The following is a 16,493-nucleotide window of genomic DNA, read 5'->3' on the forward strand; positions in this document are numbered from 1 at the left end:
GTGGTAATAGTGAACTACTGGCGGTTTATCCTCAACAAACTAGTAACTAGCCTTTTGAGAATCTCCCTTATTTAAAATGTACTTTCATAATCATTATATAATCTAAACACCATGATTCTTTCGCCTGTTTTGGTGCTTATATCCGTGTAAAAGCTTTTCACTTGTTCTTCCGTAATACTTAAGATGATTTCTCTTAAATCTTCTATTCCGGATTCAACTAAATCTGAACGAAGCCTCTTTATAGAAGATCTTCCATCCTTTGTTTCACACAACGCGTATTCTGCTGGAGTAAGAATTCCTCGTAGCGTAACAATGATCATATCTCTTAAGATATCAGCTTTTACCGCTACTGAGCCACGTCCTAAATAATCCTTTTCCCACTGAGTAATAGCTTTACTAATTTCTGATTCTATAAAACCTTTTGTTTTAGTCATGGCTTGCCTCCTCTAACAGGAAAATCGGTATATCTACTAACTAATAGAGTTAGTAAATACACCGATTTATTCTTTTCGCATTTTCATATTTTAAAAACTTCTTCATCCTGCCAATGATCCATTAACAGTCTGCTAAAGCTTACAAAACGATGAAAACTCAAAAAGCATCTCTCGGAATCAATTAATCTTATTTTAACCTAATTACCCATTTTTTGTCAAGATTAACCTTTTCTCAATCCCTAATTTTCCATAAAACCCATAAAAACAGTGGTTAATTCGTCCATCCCTGTTGGTCGGTATACAAACGTCTCACTACAACATTCGCCCGTATGATACGCACTAATTAATCCTGCTGTACGTAATAACATAACATGATGATGGACCGTACTCTTAGAGACATCAAAATATTGAAGTATTTCAGTGAATGTCATCGGATTTTTGTATACTAGCTTTAATATTTTAAGTCTATTTTCATCTGCTAAAGCCTTGGTAAGCCGAACCAGTTTTTTAGGAGGAGCATGTTCCCCTTCTGGTAGATCGATTGGATAAAGAATCTGTACCGTATTCTTAAGTTTTCGAGATACGATGAGTGGATTTGTATGGTAAGTGGGAATCATGATGACTTGTTCTAATCCCTCATATGCTTCAATCCTTAGTCCCCCTGAAATCTGTTCTACATAAGAAATTGGATCTTCGTAATATAGTTTTTCTTTCACAAGAACTGATTCTCTAAGGGCATCGGTAATATCTGGATTTAACTTAGAGAAATAGATGGTATCCCACACTTTTATTAATTCAATATATTGATCCCTAATAGTAAGTAAATCCGTTGGTAAAGGTGCAGATATGTATGGAAAAAGTTTTTCATAAATACTTCCTGGTTGAAGAGAATGAAGCCATTTTATAAAAGGCTGAACCTCTTCTTTTTCAGGAGATTGCCAAATTAATAAAAATAAGTAACTCAAACAAGGTAATTCCTTTGTGTTTCCAATTGATAAACCACTAAGTTCTAGACTTTGTTCAGCGTTAATAATCCATTCTTGCCCGAGTTCAACATGCTTCATTGACTTCCTGTTTAGAAACAAGTCGAGGCTATTGGCTAATTCGTACAATGGAGAAAATTCAAATTCTACTCTATAGGCCATAGTCCCACCCCCTCTTTATACATATCTATAATTCTACCATGTTAGAAAAAAATAATAAAAGTGGAAAATAGTTGAAATTTATTTTTTTCTGTTTATAATGAACATTGATAACTGTTCTATTTTTATAGAACTATTTATATAATACAAAAAAATAAAACTGGAGTGGTTTTTTTGAATGTTTTAATTGTTTATGCTCATCCTTCCCCTACTTCGTTTAATGGTGCTATGAAGACTGCTGCTATAGAAGAACTCACACAAAATAATGCAACTGTTCAGGTTTCCGATCTCTATGCAATGAATTTTAATCCAGTGGCCCAACTTAGTGATGTAACTGTCCCAGCCAACGATGAATTGATTCCAACTGATTTGTTAACGGAAAGACAAAAGGTTGCATGGGCAGATTTACTAATTTTTCAATTTCCATTGTGGTGGACCTCTACACCTGCTATTTTAAAAGGATGGTTTGACCGTGTTTTTGCAGCTGGATTCGCCTATGGTCCTGGAGTGTATAACCACGGCGGACTTAAAGGGAAGAAGGCTATGCTATCCATTACTACAGGAGGGAAAAATCTTAATAGCTATGGTCCACTAGGACTAAAGGGAGATATGAATGAACGTCTCTTTAACTTGCAGCATGAAATTCTTTATTTTACTGGAATGGATGTTTTGCAACCATCTATTATACCTACTGGTGTTAGTGAGTTCGAAAGACTTCAGTATATACATGCTTTTAGAAACCGATTAAAAACAATCCATGAAGAAATACCGATTAACTTTAGACCTCTAGAAGACTATCAAAATGGGCAACTAAAATTAAATGAGGAAGTGGGAAGTGCTAACACATGAAAGCAATCGCAATTGAAAAGTATGGTTCAAGCCAAGCATTATCAGTTCATCAATTACCCCTACATGAATTAGGACCAAAGGAAATACGCATTGAGGTATATGCCGCATCAGTTAACCCTGTTGATCTTGCAATCAGAAATGGATGGCTCCAAGGTCGAATTACCTACTCATTTCCACTGGTACTAGGCTGGGATGTAGCAGGAGTGGTTTCAGAAATCGGCTCAGAAGTCACCCATTTCAAGGTTGGGGATCAAGTTTATAGCTATCCTGATTTATCAAAGGATGGTGCTTATGCAGAATACATCACAGTTCATGAAGCACTTGTATCTTTAAAGCCAAGAAATATTTCATTTTTGGAAGCAGCATCTCTACCATTAGTCGGAGTTTGTGCATACCGATCACTCCTCCTAGCTGGAAACCTTAAAAAAGGAGAAAATGTTTTAATCTTAGGTGGCTCTGGTGGAGTAGGTAGTTTTGCCGTTCAACTTGCAAAAAGCGTTGGTGCCCATGTGACTGCAACAACTAGCACCAAAAATGTAGAATTTGTAAAAAATCTAGGTGCTGATGTAGTGATTGATTACACCACTTCGGACCTTTCAAGTTTTTCTAACAGCTTCGATTTAGTTTTTGATACTGTAGACCGTCCTTCCTTTGATGAACTTTATGACATGGTAAAAGAAAACGGAAGAATTGTTTCAGTTGCTAACTTTGTTACACAGGCAGACAAGGAAAGAGCTGCTATTAAAAATATTGCGATTCAATTTCTGATTAGTGATCCTAGTGCTGAAATCTTAAATGAGATTACTATATTAATAGAAAACGAGAGAATTAGACCTGTTATTGGAGCAGTGTTTGAGTTAGATGATGCGAAAAAAGCTCACGAATTAAGTGAAACTAAACATGCAAGAGGAAAGATTGTTTTAGAAGTGAAAAAAGGAGTGGTGATTTAATGTTAGCCGTAACAGTTAATTCAAAAGTTAAAAATTCCTTAAAGTTAGAAGAGGTTCCTGTTCCCCCAATAGCTCCTGATGAAGTTTTAGTTCGAATTCATGCTGCTGCCTTAAATCACCGCGATCTTTATGTAAATAATGCTTGGCGCTTTCTTCAGGATGGTCCTGATCAACTTATTGCAGGTGGAGATGGTGCTGGAGTAATCGTTGAAGTAGGAGAAAATACTGGGGAATGGTCAGTTGGCGATGAGGTTATGCTGAATCCTTATGATATGGAAAAAGATATTTTCCTAGGTGGTCCACATAATGGAACATTTGGAGAATTTATAAAAGTATCAGCTAACACCTTAATTAGGAAGCCTACCTACTTATCCTTTCAAGAGGCTGCCGCTGTTCCATTGGCACTAAGTACAGCCTGGGGTACTGTGGTAACAAAGGGTGCAATAAAATCGAATGAAACCATCTTGTTACAAGGAATAGGCGGAGGAGTGGCACTTTTTATCCTTCAATTATTAAATAAACTTGGTGTCTATGTAATTGTAACTTCAGGCTCGAATGAAAAACTAGAGGCCGCCAAGAAACTTGGTGCTATGGCCGGAATTAATTATAAAACCGAGAATGTTGTCAATCGGGTCTTAGAACTTACTAAGGGTAAAGGTGTGGACGTTTCCATTGATAGTAGTGGAAAGGATTCAATTGAAAGTAGTACCCTTTCACTTGCTGAGAATGGACGATTATTAGTGTTTGGATCTACTACAGGCGGCATTAACTGGGATGAATTACGCAAGCAAAAATACTTCGTTGAAACTGGAATGGTTAATCAACAAGACCTTCAAGAAGCCGTTACATATTATACAGAACAACAACTTAAGCCTATTATATCAAGTAAAATATATTCACTTAAGGAATACAAGGATGCCTATAAAGAGCTTGAAAAAGCTGAACAGTTTGGAAAGATCATTATACAAATCTCATAAATCATCATTCAAGAGGCCATACTTCTTCTAAGTTATGGCCTCTTGTACGATTAATTTAATAACCCTGTACCTTGAAGTGTCATTTCAACATTAACATTAAACTTTATTTTAGGATACATTTCTAACCAGTCCTCATACTCATTTTTGTAAGAGTGTGATGCCCGATATAATAATCCGAACCCTACCGGATCAAGTTCTTCTTTTTGTATTTTTTGAAGAAGACCTTCGACTCTCTCCTTGACTTGTTTCTCTGCTAGTTCTTTTACCTTGGGAATATCTGATTTGTCCATGTGTCCCGTAGCTTCCTCAACAATACCTTCTAATTGAACATCTATGTCGATTGTTTCTTTATTAATTTTGATGTTCGTTTTAGCTAAATCTACAGCAATAAATATTTGTTCATCTTCCTGTGATTTCACTTCCACATCCAATTTCGAGGCGCGGTTCATTAAAATACGAAGTACTTTTGTTTCTTTTGTTGATAAAGTTGTCTGTAAACTCTCTTTATTGAATAGGGCAGATTTATGAACATCAAACAACTCTCCATTGTCATGTACTTCAATGATTGGTAATAGGGGATCCAATCCTTTTTCTCTCAATCTTTTCCAAAAATCGAATAAATACTCCGTTACAATATAGGGAGATTCTGTTCCCGTTTTACCAAATATTAAAAAGAGTGAATTAGATGGTACTCGCTCTGATTTGGGCTGTATATCCAAAATTTCCTTAGCACTTGGCTCTCCAATTGCAAGAAAGGCAACCTTTTGGATATCTCGCCGGCGTATGAACCAGTCCAATACCTCTTTAATATTATTTTCAGCCACCTCTTTGCTAATTACGATGATCTTTGCATGACTAAAATCAAGTTCCTTATCAATTTTAGACTTCATCAGTCTAACTGCCCCCGTTATCGTGGTGCTATCCTCTTCCACCACAACAGATTCAGGAACACCTGATTTTGGGTCGGCAGCCGGAACAGCAAGCTTAAGAGTTACTTTATATTTTTGATCTCTTTTTTTTGATTCATCAATACCGATACTTACAACAAAAAAACGTTTATCAATATCTTTATAGCCACATGAACTAAGAGAGAATAGGATTAATAATAGCGTCATTAATTTCAAGATCTTCTTTACATTTCGATTCATTTGACAACCCTCCTAGCCAGAAAAAACATCATGCCAACTAGAAATGCTTCACTAGGTAAACGAACATTTAACCACAATTCGCCAAACTCAAAAATATCTTTTTCTCTAAAATTATTTTCTACTATTAATACGATTAGCCCAAAGGCTAAGAGGATTGACCAATTTACGAACACGCTTCTTTTTTCTTTGATTTTCACTGTTCCTAGAACAATTTTTAGGATCTCAATTGCAACATGCCAATGGACAACCACACTTATTACCGAAATACTTACATATAAAAGAATAAATACTGTAATAAGACGTTCAATCGGTCCAAATTCAATTTTCAATGTGTCAGCTGTTGCCACCCATGGATACGTTAAATCAGCAACGGCTTCAGTTCCCCAAAATCCAATCGGAATAAAAAAAGTGACACATAAATTAACTAATCCTAGAATCGGAACAAACCAAAGATAACGAATCTTAAATTTCCCCTTAAACACTCGATTAAACAACACCATATTGGCATAGCCCGAGAAAGTATAAGTCGTGGCAGCAAGGACACTGAAAGAAGGGAAACGATCAAAATGGGTGGCAACTTCAATCATTGCATCTAGTGTTAAATATTCATGTAAAAAGGCTTGAGTTAAAATAATTAATATAAAAGGAATATTTAATAAGAGTAGGATTTCAACGGTATATAAGATTTTCTCCGATTTAAGTCTTGCAATAATGATGATTACACTAATTGCAAAAACAGAGATCATGTTAACTCCTGATATATCAGGATTAACAAAGCGGATGGTTACATTATTAAAAGCTAACAATGTTAGGAGCCCTGCAAGGAACCATATTATTGAAAAGAATAGTAAGAAAAATAATCGAAACCATTTCGGAGTACTCTCCAATATTTCCGCGATATTCATACCAGGAAATTTATTTAAGGAAATGGTAAATACAAACAGAAAGATCGAACCAATTATTGTCCCAAGTAGGATGCCTAAAACAGACCCTTCATATCTGTTTTCAATTAATATGTTTGGTACATGTAAGAAAATATTACCCAACATATTGATTACGACAAGATAGAAAAAGTATCTGTTCAATTAGTTTGCGCCTCCTTTTTTTTCTGTTTAGCAAGCTTTGCCTCCTTTGAATTTGATAAAAAGAAAATCTTTAAGTATGGCTCCCCAAAACTATCTAAATTTGCTAAATACGCGATCAATAAAATAAAACTAAAGACTAATCCGACCATACCAAAAAACGTTGTGAATGCTAGTAGTACATACTTAGTCACGCGCATTGCAAAGCTCATCGCATTAATAGGTATGACAAAATTTGAGATTGCAACAGCTGCTACTATGATGATCATCACGTTTGACACAAGTCCCGCTTCTACTGCAGCCTGTCCTAGTATTAGACCACCAACCGTAGTGGCTGTTGAACCAATTGCTTTTGGTAAGCGGACACTCGCTTCTGTCAGTAGTTCCATCATAATTAACATTAAAAAAACTTCTAGATACGCAGGGTAAGGAACCCCTACTCTACTTCCTGCAATACTTAAAGCTAGCTGAACCCTAAAGAGTTCTGGGTTATAAGCTGTAACCCCCACATATACGGCAGGTAGTGAAAGGCTAATAAATAAACCTATATACCGTAAAGTAACAATAAAACGACTAATCCAAAATGCCTGGTATACATCCTCCATAGATGACATGAAATCATAAAATACCGCAGGAGCAATTAATGCAAAAGGAGTTCCATCAATAAGAAGAACCACTTTTCCTTGTGCAATATTTTGGGCAATCCGATCAGGTCGCTCAGTAATCATCATGGTTGGAAATAGTGTCTTTTTCGATTTTGTTAGACCTTTGCTTAATTCACCTGCAGCTTGAATCATATCAACATCAACTTTTTCCAAAGATTGACGCATCTCCTCTAAAACAGCTGTGTGAACTAACCTCTTATCGTAAACAATCATCGTTTTAGTCTGGGAAACCAATCCCACCTTAGTTTCTTCCACTCTTAATGATGGCTGAGGGTAACGGTTTCGGACTAAGTTCAAATTTGTATAGACATGCTCGGTAAGCGCGTTTTGTGGACCTTGTATAACCGTTTCGACAGTAGATTCACTAATTGTATTATTAATCACTTTTTGTACATCAAAGAGATATACTTCATTCTCCATAATCATGACTAGAGTACCATTTAATACATCAGTTAATATTTCTCCATTAGATTTATTTTGCTTTTTGTTATGAAGAGAATGTAGGTAGTTTTTATATTGTTTCGAGCTTTCCTCGTAAAATGGATCTATAAATAATTTATTAATCTGTTGATCATCACACAAGCTTTTAATATAGAAGATTTTTGCCTTATTATGTTCTGCATATAACTGTTGATTGACTATATCCCTAGATGAACCTAATTGTGCATTCAGCCATTCAATGGTATTTTGTTTTTTCTTAAAGAACATGAAGAAGCAAACCCCTTCTTTTTACATATATTTCTTATCTTGTTCTTTCATGGAAGGAATATACATGATTGTTAAATACTATATCCAAAAGTAACCTTCTATTCGGTTTCTAATAGCCATAATAAAAAACCTTACAGGTCTGCAAGGTTTAAATTCGCACTATTATATAGCATTTATATTCAGTTTTTTTTTATAAATAAGGATTTATACATTTACGGCTTCTTGTTCGTTTGTGGTGGATAGCACATACATGTTTAATAAACGATCTAATTCCTGACTACATCTTACTGTCTCTTCATTACGAAGTCCCTTTGATAATCCTATTTGTATCATTTCATCTCTTTTTACTTGTATGGCCTCGGCTAACTGTTCTCGTCTCATTATAGGGTAACTCCTCTATGAAATAATAGGCAATAATGACTAGTAAAAATTATTATATCACCATTTGACTTTTATAGAATGAATTCGCTAAAAATAGCCAAAATAAGACAATAATAGACTTAAACAAAAAAAAGGTTGGTCTTATGCATATTGTAATTGGGTTGTTTGTTATATTTGCTGTATGGAAGTGGGGCGATTGGCGTAACTGGCAAAAATATCACACAGTTATGCTATATTTTGCAGTGGGAAATTTAACTTACAACTTCTTAACAGCTGGTTGGTTTTTATGGAGATTAGACGCAGATTTTATGCCGAATCATACGACTACCGAGTTATTATACACCTTCATTATCTTTCCAGGTACTGCTCTCCTTTTTATCTCTAATTTCCCTGAGTATGGAGGAAAAGTTAAGAAGTTTTTGCATTATTTCTATTGGATCGGCATTTACTCTGTTGTTGAATGGGCAATGACAAAAACTGGATATATTGAGTATCAATATGGTTGGACCTTAGGTTGGTCAATCGGTTTTGATACATTTATGTTTCCTATGCTCAGACTCTTTTATAAAAGGCCGTTAATTGCTTATTTAATATCCATTCCAATAGGGATTTTTTTTCTATGGTACTTTAAGGTTCCATTTCATATTCCAGTGGAAGATCGTTAGAAGTCATTTTACTAGAGAGGAGATTATTTATGTCAGGTTTTGAAAAAGCGTTAGAAGCTGTACATCAAGCCGAGGAATCTGTTTATCACGCTCAAGCTAGTACTGAAATAGGTGATCGTCAAAAGTCTGTTTTACACCTTCAAATAGCAAAGGAAAAAGTACACCAAGCACAAAAAGAGGTAGAAGGTGATGTGGATGCACAGCATCGACTTCATCAAGCAGTAGAACATCTTCGCCATTTAGAAGAAGCACAACAAGCTTTAGAAGATTAACCCATCTTTTTTTTGAAATGAAAAAAGGCAGGACTTTTTGTCCTGCCTTTGATTATTTCAATTTATTTACTCTTTGTTCTATCTTTTTTCTCCATGCACTCGCTAGTTCCTCTATCTGGAGAAGCCTCTCCATTCCATCAAGATTATTTTTATCATGAAAATAGATTTGATTAGAAAACAGGACTGAAACAGAGTTAGGATTCCGTTTCGTACGTGTAATGGTTGAATCCTGTTCAATCCAGCCTTCTTGCAAGACTCTTCCTAAGTATCCAGTAAATCCTGTACTTACGAGCCTACTTAATAAGGAGTTTTCATCATTGTATTTAGATAAGGTATTACAGGGAATTCGCGACTGGGTAATTTCCACAATTGCTTCTCCTATTTGATAGACATCACCTATATGAACATCAGCCTCAGATAATCCAGACACAGTAATGTTCTCACCAAAACCAGGTACCATTAGTGGTTTACCGAACTCTCCCTCCCATTGTTGATAGTGATCAAAACAATAAAATAACACAGCCCGGTCAGGACCTCCATGAAACTTAGTTTGCTGTACTCCATCATCTATAAATCCTTCCTTTGTAAGAAAAGCACGATCTACACTTTGCTTTCCCACACCTGAAACAAATTCATTCTCTTCTGTTTTAAGCTTTTTGGGCTTCCCTATATTTAGTGATATCAATTTAGGTTCTATCATTTTTACCTCCTATGAATTAAAACAAATAATTATGTAGTACAACCTATATGTTTTGAATAGATATGGTATTAGTCTATTTAAATTATACAACATTGGTAGGAGTGAGGAAGTAGTGAGCGTTTTTGTCAGTTATATTTTTTTAGGATTGTCATTAGCAGCACCCATCGGTCCTATTAATGCTGCACAGCTTGACCGAGGAATTAAAAATGGCTTTTTTCATGCCTGGATTATTGGATTAGGCTCAGTAGTTGCTGATATCGTGTATATGTGTGCCGTATATTTAGGCATGGTACATTTTATAGAAATCCCAGTTGTAAAAGCATTTTTATGGTTATTTGGTTTCTTTGTTCTAGTATATACAGGAATTGAAAGTATTGTAAGTGCTGTAACACTCCAGTCAGATGGTCGAGGTGAACGAACCGATTCATATTTTAAAACCTTTATGACCGGCTTTTTCATGTCCATTTCAAATCCTTTAACTATCCTATTTTGGCTCGGAATTTATGGTTCCATACTAGCCAAAACTTCTTCTACACTGGCAACAGATGAGCTTCTGCTTTATAGCTTTGCTATTATTTTAGGATTATTGCTTTGGGATTTTACTATGGCGACTGTTGCGAGTAGCTTTAGAAAGCTTCTAACGCCAAGATTGTTAAGGTCTATATCTGTTATATCAGGGCTTTCGTTAGTTGGATTTGGTGCGTATTTTGGTTTGCAGGCTATTCAACTTCTATTTGGGTAGGTAATTTTTATAAGACTCCCTATTTTAAGAATAGGCTTTGAATCCTTGCACTTCAATCACCAGTACAAAAAATCAACATTGTTCATTAACAGAAAAAACAATAAAAAAGGAAAATCCCTCTTTTTATCATTTGGGATTTTCCTTTTTTATTAAGCTCCTGTTTTTCTACGTTGGTTGTTTGGCTTTTTAGTGTGCTGGCTTTTCATCTTTGGTGATGAAGTACCGCCTGCATTATTACTACTTTGGCCGCTATCATTATTTTGCTTTTTGTTAGCAAGCTGTTGCTTAATTGCATCTTGCAAACTAATCTTTTTCTTCTCTGTCATATTTTCATACTCCTTTTAAGGTGTAAAGTTAGTTGATTTTCTATTATTCCTTCAGTGTATAATAATATAGAAACTAAAAACTGTAAATAGGTGATAGAATGTTTTCAATCGAAGAATATACTGTAGAGTTGCTAGAAGACCCCACTGGTCTCTTAAGTGGAGATATTTATGAGTTCAAGATTTTTATTAATGTCGATGAAGAAGATGATTTATATTCCGAAAAAGGAGTATATGTAAGAGTCCTTTTTAAGGTTGAAAACAACCAGAAAAAAATTTCTCAAGCATCCTTTCATGAACAACTTACTGATCGCTATTTAGATTTTGAGCTAGAGGAAGAAGAAGAAGCATTAATCTTCCAGTTTTGCGAGAGTAACCTTCCCCAAGAGTAAGATAAAAGGAGAGAGTGACCACTCTCTCCTTTTGTTCAACTTGCTTTTCGCAATAATTGATAGACCACTCTACTACGTTTGCGTTTTTCAGAACTCTTATGGATAAGCAGTACTAATCGAAACAACACCCCAATGGTAGTAGTACGTTTATATGCAATGTAACGCGGTTCCCAGTGAGTGGCAAACTTCGCTTTAAATTCCTTTAACCCCTTAAATTTATATAAATATTCTCCATGTTCAAACATGAAGCTTGCTGCTTTTTCGTATAAAGTTCGAGGTATCCGATCATCAGAAACATTTGAAAGTGGTGCCATTCCTAGGCTGCAATAATCATAGCCTTGGTCTTTTCCCCAAAAGAAAATGGATGTAAATAGGTAATCCATTGTACCATTTGGGCTATCAGGAAGATACCGCATCAAATCTATATGAATGGTTGTTTCGCCATTCTGGTTATTATTACTAGGCAATGTTGCAAATGCGACAATGTCCCCTAAGTTGTTGTAAAGTACGGCAATGGGAAATCTTGAAATATAGCTATAATCAAAAAAACTAACAGAGAACCCTTTTTCCGAACGGTTTCCTAACCATGTATCAGAGACAAATTTAACATCAGTCATTAGTTTGCTTGTATGCGGAGGAGAAACAACTTGTACGCTAAACCCTTCACGCTCTAGTTTATTTCGAGGGGTTCTCAGTCTCGTTTTCTTCTTCCCTTCAAGATTATAATCTGGTAAATAGACCTTAGCTTCTTCCCCAATTTTGATTACACGGTACCTAAGCTCTTCATATATAGATTTATATGTTGAAGATATTTGATAGAAAATGGGCTGATTAGACCTATTTGATTTACATTGATCTTGAAGTTCTGTAATGGCCTCTTTAAAAAGTGAGCCATTTCCAATCGGGTCTCCGAGAACAATAATTTTGCCTACCTTTTTTTGAAAACTAAAGTAAACCGAACGATTTGCAGCATAGTAACCATATTTATCATTTAAGAACATTAAATGTGAAAGAAAGTGTCCACCATTGTTTTTTATAAAGCTAAATAATTCAATTAAACATGAATTATTGAGCATGGTTTTACTAGACCTCATCTTATAGTAATAATAATATCCACTAATGACTGTCATTAGGAAAATTATTGCAACGATAACAGTTATTGTGATCATACAGTCCTCCTGCTAAAAAGAGTTACTAATAAAAGATACCATAGATTATTGTGAATGAGGATAATAATTTACTTGAAAATATTACAAATGGACAACAAAAATTCCCTATATCAAGGGTATCTTTATTGTTTACCACCTTAAGGTCATTGAAAGCTTACAGCAATCTGTTCCATGTACATTTGCCTCAAATTTGAATGTAATACCATCTGGATTGAAGGTTGTATCGACCTTAGAGTCGATGCCTGTTGACTTAATCAACTCCTCTACCTTCTTTGGATTTGAGTGTTGTGCTGCAGACATCACTTCATTAGCAAAGTTTTTATCTTCAGCTAAGTGTTTTAAAACGGTTGAGGCATCCCTTAGCAATTGCTGAAAAGCCACTGCTGATTCTGAAAACATAGTACTGTCTACAGCCGGAAATTCTCGAGTTATTTCAACTTGTTCAAATGGTTGTCCACCAAAGTAACGATAATCTCTTTGAATTGACATACTATTCCTCCCTTAACGTTTACCTATCTTCAATGTATGTAATAAGGCTTGGATAAAGGAACATGTCAATAGAATTAATTTAAAGTGAAGTTTTTAGGATACAGTAAATTTTTCGAAAAAGAAGGAATATTATCCATTAAAAAACGGACAATAAACTTGGAGGTGAAGTCAGGTGACAGATAATAAAGATATGCCAGATTTTGATTCGTTATCAGATCGAGTCATAGCGGAGCCAACTGAAAAGCCCATTTTCGCAATGAAGACTAAACTAGATCCAGAAACTCCTGAAGAAGACAATCCTTATTATAAGGAAAATATTTCACAGGAAGAGCGTAAAAAGTTGGATGAGTATTTTGGGAAATCATAATGGAGTTGACGATTAATGGATACAACACTTGCCTATTTACGTGAGATACTTTCAAATTATACAGACGAATATGCTATTTCCAGAACTATATATGAAAAACTAAAATCTTCTTTAAATGAGGGTGAACTAAGTTTTATTAGGGCGCTTGATCAAGAAGAGGCTCAATTTTTAAATAAAATCCTCCCGGAAGAAATACAATATGCTTTAGAAGAGCAGGACTATACAAGGATGACCGAGCTAAACCATGTTTATGAGCTTTTAATTTAATGACTCCACCTCAGGGTGGTTTTTTTATTTAACTCCCTTAGAATGCATAGCTTTAATCTTAATCCCAATCATACAAGCCATTTTCTCTACATATACTCAAGTTAGACAGCCTATGAGAGGATGGTTGATTTTGTTTGAAAGGATTATAGCAATCACACTCGGAAGCATTCTAATTGGAATTGGAGTTAATGGTTTTATTATCCCTCATCACTTAATGGAGGGTGGGATGATTGGAATTGGCCTTATCGCTAAATACTTATGGGAATTTGAGATCGGCCTTACCATCATTATTTTAAGCCTACCCATATATATATTTACATACTTTTTTAACCGTCATTACTTTGTTTCGAGCATTCATGGACTGCTTCTCTCTTCTTTTTTTATAGATATACTAAAACCCCTACGGTCAAGCTTTGATTTGCCAATTTTACTAAGTGCAGTAGTCGGTGGATCTCTTATTGGGATCGGAATCGGTCTTATGCTTAGATACCGTACCAGCACAGGTGGACTAGACCTCTTAGCACAGTTCTGCTCTACGATTACACCCATTAATGTTGGAGTTATTATTTTTATTTTTGACTTTACTATCATTTTAACAGGAAGCCAGCTGATTGAATCAACATCGTTAATATACTCTCTTCTTGCCGTTAGCTTTGTTGGCCTCTTTACCACCTATTGTACATATTCATATGCAGAAAAATAACGCCAGGGTTTCCTGGCGTTATTCTTGAGTGCGGGGAATAGCCGTTGACTCATCGCTTAAATCGTCGATGTTCCCATCAATTGTCCCTTCCATATAGCTGTCACTTGCCTGCTCATGTGTAGTTGCTAACCCAGCCTCTACATCATTCGCATTTTTGTAAAACGAAGGATCATATTGTTTACCTGCTACTTTATCATTCTTTTCCACATTATCTCCACCTTTACTTTTACTCTTAGATTATCCTTTGATAGCTAAGCTAAAAATATTCAAGATCTTACGTGGGTATCCTAATTTCAGGAGGTGGTAAGATTGAAACAACAGCCTACACTTTCAACAAAACAGTACAGTGATACAGATCTGGAAGAAGTTAAAAGACAAAATGCCAATTCAGGCCTTTCTTATAATGAAGTATTTGCTCTGCTCGGTAAAAGATATTTAGAAAGAGAAAAAAATAATAAATAAAAAAAATTACTATTAAATTGGCTGTGTTAAAGAATAGTGTGGACATTTTGCACTGTTGATTGAAGTGGAAGGACGCGAGACTCCTGCGGGAGAGCGGGTCACGGGAGACCCCACAGGCGCGCTTTTCGCCGAGGAGGCTCACGGACTCGCCCGCGGAAAGCGAGTGTCCTGTAACGAAAATCAACAACAAAGTTAATACAGCCAATTTAAAAAGTCCTTCATGTTTTAATGAAGGACTTTTTGCAAGTTAAATTAAACTGATACAGAAGGTTTTTTGAGGGCTTTTTGTTTTCTTTTAGAATTAAACTCAATGTATACAACAATTAAGAAAGAGAATGCCCCTAGCCATCTAATAACGGATGAGAACGTCATTGCAGATTGGATGCCGTAAAGTTCTAGTAACCAAACACCAACCTGTGGAGCAATACATCCCATTAAAGCAATTAGAAAATTATAATTTGCTAAAAAGGTTGTTCGATTCTCTTCAGGTGAAACTCTTAATAGTTGGTTAAATAGAAGCATCACAGTTCCCGCTACGAACGCACCTGTCCAAAGATTTACTAAGGTTAGGTAGTAAAGATTAGTGGATAGAATGGTTAGAAAAGGCGCAGTTCCTATCCCTACTGATGCAACAAAGAGCATCATTGTGTTACCATATCGGTCCGAGAATCTCCCCCACCATTTATAACTTAAAATCTGGGATATTTGATTAGCCACTGTGAATACGCTAATCCAAAACGCAGTAGCATGTGCATCATTGATTTGATATATGTTGAATAGTGGCCAAGCCATTTGCCATCCGAAATTAAAGATAATCGCACAAATCAGAAAAGATAAGTATGGTTTATGTTTGAATATCCCTGAAACCATCTTCCAGCTAATCCCACTTTGTTTTTTCTCAACTTTTTTCACCTCAATATGACGAAGTAGATAATATACTTCGACAATACCGAAAAGAAAACCAATTAAGAAAATCCACTGATAAGGACTTGGATCAGTTTTATCAAAAATATTTAGTAAAGCCCCTGTTATAAATGTGGTAATCATCCCAACAATGGTAAGGATTTGACTTCTTTCACTAAAGAACTTGCCTCTTCTTTCATCGGGAATTAGGTCTCCAATAAAAGATTGCCAAGACAATGTCGCTAGTGCATTAGGGAAGTTTAACAGGCCGATAAAGACGACTAATATCCAGGCTTGATTTGTATATGGGATAAACGGTATCAAGCTAATTAAAAACAACCCGAATCTAGCCGCAAAAATACTATAACCGGTAAATGCCTTTTTCAATTCCAATCGATTAATCCAGATTGCACCTGGGATCATGGCAAGCATGGTCATAAATGAAGGCATTGAGCTTATTAGACCCACTTGAAAATTGGAAGCACCAAGGACTTGAATGGCAAATAAAGGAATAAACCCCATCATAAAGCTTTGAGAGATTATAGATGCAGCACCATTCCATATACTGAGCCGTTCATTCCTTTTGATGATGTCCATTGAATACTTCATCGAAAGTTCCTCTTCCTTTTAAAAAATTTTCGTGTCTCGAAATAGTTTCTAAAAGGAGTTTACTCCTGTCGGAACAAACTTGCAAGATAAATTT

At 35.6% G+C, this 16,493-nt stretch carries 23 protein-coding genes; 11 read left to right on the plus strand and 12 right to left on the minus strand.

What is annotated here, in order from left to right; all coding sequences use genetic code 11:
- Nucleotides 1-71: 71 nt before the first annotated feature.
- Nucleotides 72-434: a Na-translocating system protein MpsC family protein gene (locus G4D63_RS05370; protein ID WP_163178515.1), complete on the minus strand. Its 363-nt coding sequence runs from the start codon at nt 432-434 to the stop codon at nt 72-74.
- A gap of 239 nt (nt 435-673) precedes the next feature.
- Nucleotides 674-1,579 (minus strand): winged helix-turn-helix domain-containing protein, encoded by a 906-nt coding sequence (locus G4D63_RS05375; RefSeq protein WP_163178517.1) that lies wholly within the window; start codon nt 1,577-1,579, stop codon nt 674-676.
- A 171-nt stretch (nt 1,580-1,750) separates the two neighbouring features.
- Between G4D63_RS05375 and G4D63_RS05380 the strand changes: the two genes are divergently transcribed.
- The 3 genes from G4D63_RS05380 to G4D63_RS05390 are packed head-to-tail and all read left to right on the plus strand — an operon-like array spanning nt 1,751 to nt 4,352.
- Nucleotides 1,751-2,425 (plus strand): NAD(P)H-dependent oxidoreductase, encoded by a 675-nt coding sequence (locus G4D63_RS05380; RefSeq protein ID WP_163178520.1) that lies wholly within the window; start codon nt 1,751-1,753, stop codon nt 2,423-2,425.
- Entirely contained in the window at nt 2,422-3,375 is a 954-nt protein-coding gene (locus tag G4D63_RS05385; protein WP_163178522.1) for an NADP-dependent oxidoreductase, read from the plus strand. Before G4D63_RS05380 ends, G4D63_RS05385 begins: the two co-directional genes overlap by 4 nt.
- On the plus strand, nt 3,375-4,352 hold the full coding sequence (locus G4D63_RS05390; RefSeq protein ID WP_163178524.1) for a quinone oxidoreductase family protein: 978 nt from the start codon (nt 3,375-3,377) through the stop codon (nt 4,350-4,352). Before G4D63_RS05385 ends, G4D63_RS05390 begins: the two co-directional genes overlap by 1 nt.
- 50 nt (nt 4,353-4,402) lie before the next feature.
- On the opposite strand, the gene G4D63_RS05395 is transcribed toward G4D63_RS05390, so the two are convergent.
- From G4D63_RS05395 to G4D63_RS05410, 4 genes are all read right to left on the minus strand, one after another.
- A complete protein-coding gene (locus G4D63_RS05395) occupies nt 4,403-5,500 on the minus strand; it encodes a Ger(x)C family spore germination protein (protein ID WP_163178526.1) in 1,098 nt (365 codons plus the stop codon).
- Nucleotides 5,497-6,585 carry a GerAB/ArcD/ProY family transporter gene (locus G4D63_RS05400; RefSeq protein WP_163178528.1) on the minus strand — a complete coding sequence of 363 codons (1,089 nt, stop codon included), beginning with the start codon at nt 6,583-6,585 and terminating at the stop codon, nt 5,497-5,499. The genes G4D63_RS05395 and G4D63_RS05400 overlap by 4 nt, the downstream gene beginning before the upstream one ends.
- A complete protein-coding gene (locus G4D63_RS05405) occupies nt 6,582-7,955 on the minus strand; it encodes a spore germination protein (RefSeq protein WP_163178530.1) in 1,374 nt (457 codons plus the stop codon). The genes G4D63_RS05400 and G4D63_RS05405 overlap by 4 nt, the downstream gene beginning before the upstream one ends.
- 204 nt (nt 7,956-8,159) lie before the next feature.
- The gene (locus G4D63_RS05410) at nt 8,160-8,336 is read right to left on the minus strand and encodes an aspartyl-phosphate phosphatase Spo0E family protein (RefSeq protein WP_163178532.1); all 177 of its coding nucleotides are present in this window, start codon (nt 8,334-8,336) and stop codon (nt 8,160-8,162) included.
- Nucleotides 8,337-8,479: 143 nt separating this feature from the next.
- On the opposite strand from G4D63_RS05410, the gene G4D63_RS05415 reads away from it, so the two are divergent.
- Both G4D63_RS05415 and G4D63_RS05420 read left to right on the plus strand, forming a co-directional pair.
- Nucleotides 8,480-9,001, plus strand: a complete 522-nt coding sequence (locus tag G4D63_RS05415) for a CBO0543 family protein (protein ID WP_163178534.1) — start codon at nt 8,480-8,482, stop codon at nt 8,999-9,001.
- A gap of 29 nt (nt 9,002-9,030) precedes the next feature.
- Nucleotides 9,031-9,273: a hypothetical protein gene (locus tag G4D63_RS05420; RefSeq protein ID WP_163178536.1), complete on the plus strand. Its 243-nt coding sequence runs from the start codon at nt 9,031-9,033 to the stop codon at nt 9,271-9,273.
- Nucleotides 9,274-9,325: 52 nt separating this feature from the next.
- Here the strand turns inward: G4D63_RS05420 and G4D63_RS05425 are convergent, their stop codons facing one another.
- Entirely contained in the window at nt 9,326-9,973 is a 648-nt protein-coding gene (locus G4D63_RS05425; protein ID WP_205603787.1) for an MOSC domain-containing protein, read from the minus strand.
- 112 nt (nt 9,974-10,085) lie between these two features.
- On the opposite strand from G4D63_RS05425, the gene G4D63_RS05430 reads away from it, so the two are divergent.
- Nucleotides 10,086-10,715, plus strand: a complete 630-nt coding sequence (locus G4D63_RS05430) for a LysE family transporter (protein WP_163178538.1) — start codon at nt 10,086-10,088, stop codon at nt 10,713-10,715.
- 149 nt (nt 10,716-10,864) lie between these two features.
- Here the strand turns inward: G4D63_RS05430 and G4D63_RS05435 are convergent, their stop codons facing one another.
- Nucleotides 10,865-11,041, minus strand: a complete 177-nt coding sequence (locus G4D63_RS05435; RefSeq protein WP_163178540.1) for a hypothetical protein — start codon at nt 11,039-11,041, stop codon at nt 10,865-10,867.
- 98 nt (nt 11,042-11,139) lie between these two features.
- Here G4D63_RS05435 and G4D63_RS05440 point away from each other — a divergent pair, with 98 nt between their 5' ends.
- On the plus strand, nt 11,140-11,430 hold the full coding sequence (locus G4D63_RS05440; protein WP_163178543.1) for a DUF6509 family protein: 291 nt from the start codon (nt 11,140-11,142) through the stop codon (nt 11,428-11,430).
- A 35-nt stretch (nt 11,431-11,465) separates the two neighbouring features.
- Here the strand turns inward: G4D63_RS05440 and G4D63_RS05445 are convergent, their stop codons facing one another.
- Together G4D63_RS05445 and G4D63_RS05450 are read right to left on the minus strand one after the other, a co-directional pair.
- Entirely contained in the window at nt 11,466-12,599 is a 1,134-nt protein-coding gene (locus tag G4D63_RS05445) for a phosphatidylglycerol lysyltransferase domain-containing protein (RefSeq protein WP_163178545.1), read from the minus strand.
- A gap of 129 nt (nt 12,600-12,728) precedes the next feature.
- Nucleotides 12,729-13,088 (minus strand): YuzC family spore coat inner layer protein, encoded by a 360-nt coding sequence (locus G4D63_RS05450; protein ID WP_163178547.1) that lies wholly within the window; start codon nt 13,086-13,088, stop codon nt 12,729-12,731.
- A gap of 172 nt (nt 13,089-13,260) precedes the next feature.
- Here G4D63_RS05450 and G4D63_RS05455 point away from each other — a divergent pair, with 172 nt between their 5' ends.
- From G4D63_RS05455 to G4D63_RS05465, 3 genes are all read left to right on the plus strand, one after another.
- Nucleotides 13,261-13,455, plus strand: a complete 195-nt coding sequence (locus tag G4D63_RS05455; protein ID WP_163178448.1) for a hypothetical protein — start codon at nt 13,261-13,263, stop codon at nt 13,453-13,455.
- A gap of 15 nt (nt 13,456-13,470) precedes the next feature.
- Nucleotides 13,471-13,722, plus strand: a complete 252-nt coding sequence (locus G4D63_RS05460; RefSeq protein WP_163178549.1) for a sporulation protein — start codon at nt 13,471-13,473, stop codon at nt 13,720-13,722.
- 130 nt (nt 13,723-13,852) lie between these two features.
- Nucleotides 13,853-14,425 (plus strand): YitT family protein, encoded by a 573-nt coding sequence (locus tag G4D63_RS05465; protein WP_163178552.1) that lies wholly within the window; start codon nt 13,853-13,855, stop codon nt 14,423-14,425.
- Nucleotides 14,426-14,443: 18 nt separating this feature from the next.
- Here the strand turns inward: G4D63_RS05465 and G4D63_RS05470 are convergent, their stop codons facing one another.
- On the minus strand, nt 14,444-14,632 hold the full coding sequence (locus G4D63_RS05470; protein WP_163178554.1) for a DUF4025 domain-containing protein: 189 nt from the start codon (nt 14,630-14,632) through the stop codon (nt 14,444-14,446).
- A gap of 102 nt (nt 14,633-14,734) precedes the next feature.
- Between G4D63_RS05470 and G4D63_RS05475 the strand changes: the two genes are divergently transcribed.
- A complete protein-coding gene (locus G4D63_RS05475; protein ID WP_163178556.1) occupies nt 14,735-14,887 on the plus strand; it encodes a hypothetical protein in 153 nt (50 codons plus the stop codon).
- A 252-nt stretch (nt 14,888-15,139) separates the two neighbouring features.
- On the opposite strand, the gene G4D63_RS05480 is transcribed toward G4D63_RS05475, so the two are convergent.
- Complete coding sequence (locus G4D63_RS05480) at nt 15,140-16,399, minus strand: MFS transporter (protein WP_163178558.1); 1,260 nt, start codon at nt 16,397-16,399, stop codon at nt 15,140-15,142.
- Nucleotides 16,400-16,493: the final 94 nt, after the last annotated feature.

It is taken from the genome of Bacillus mesophilus (assembly GCF_011008845.1).
Taxonomy (GTDB): Bacteria; Bacillota; Bacilli; order Bacillales; family SA4; genus Bacillus_BS; species Bacillus_BS mesophilus.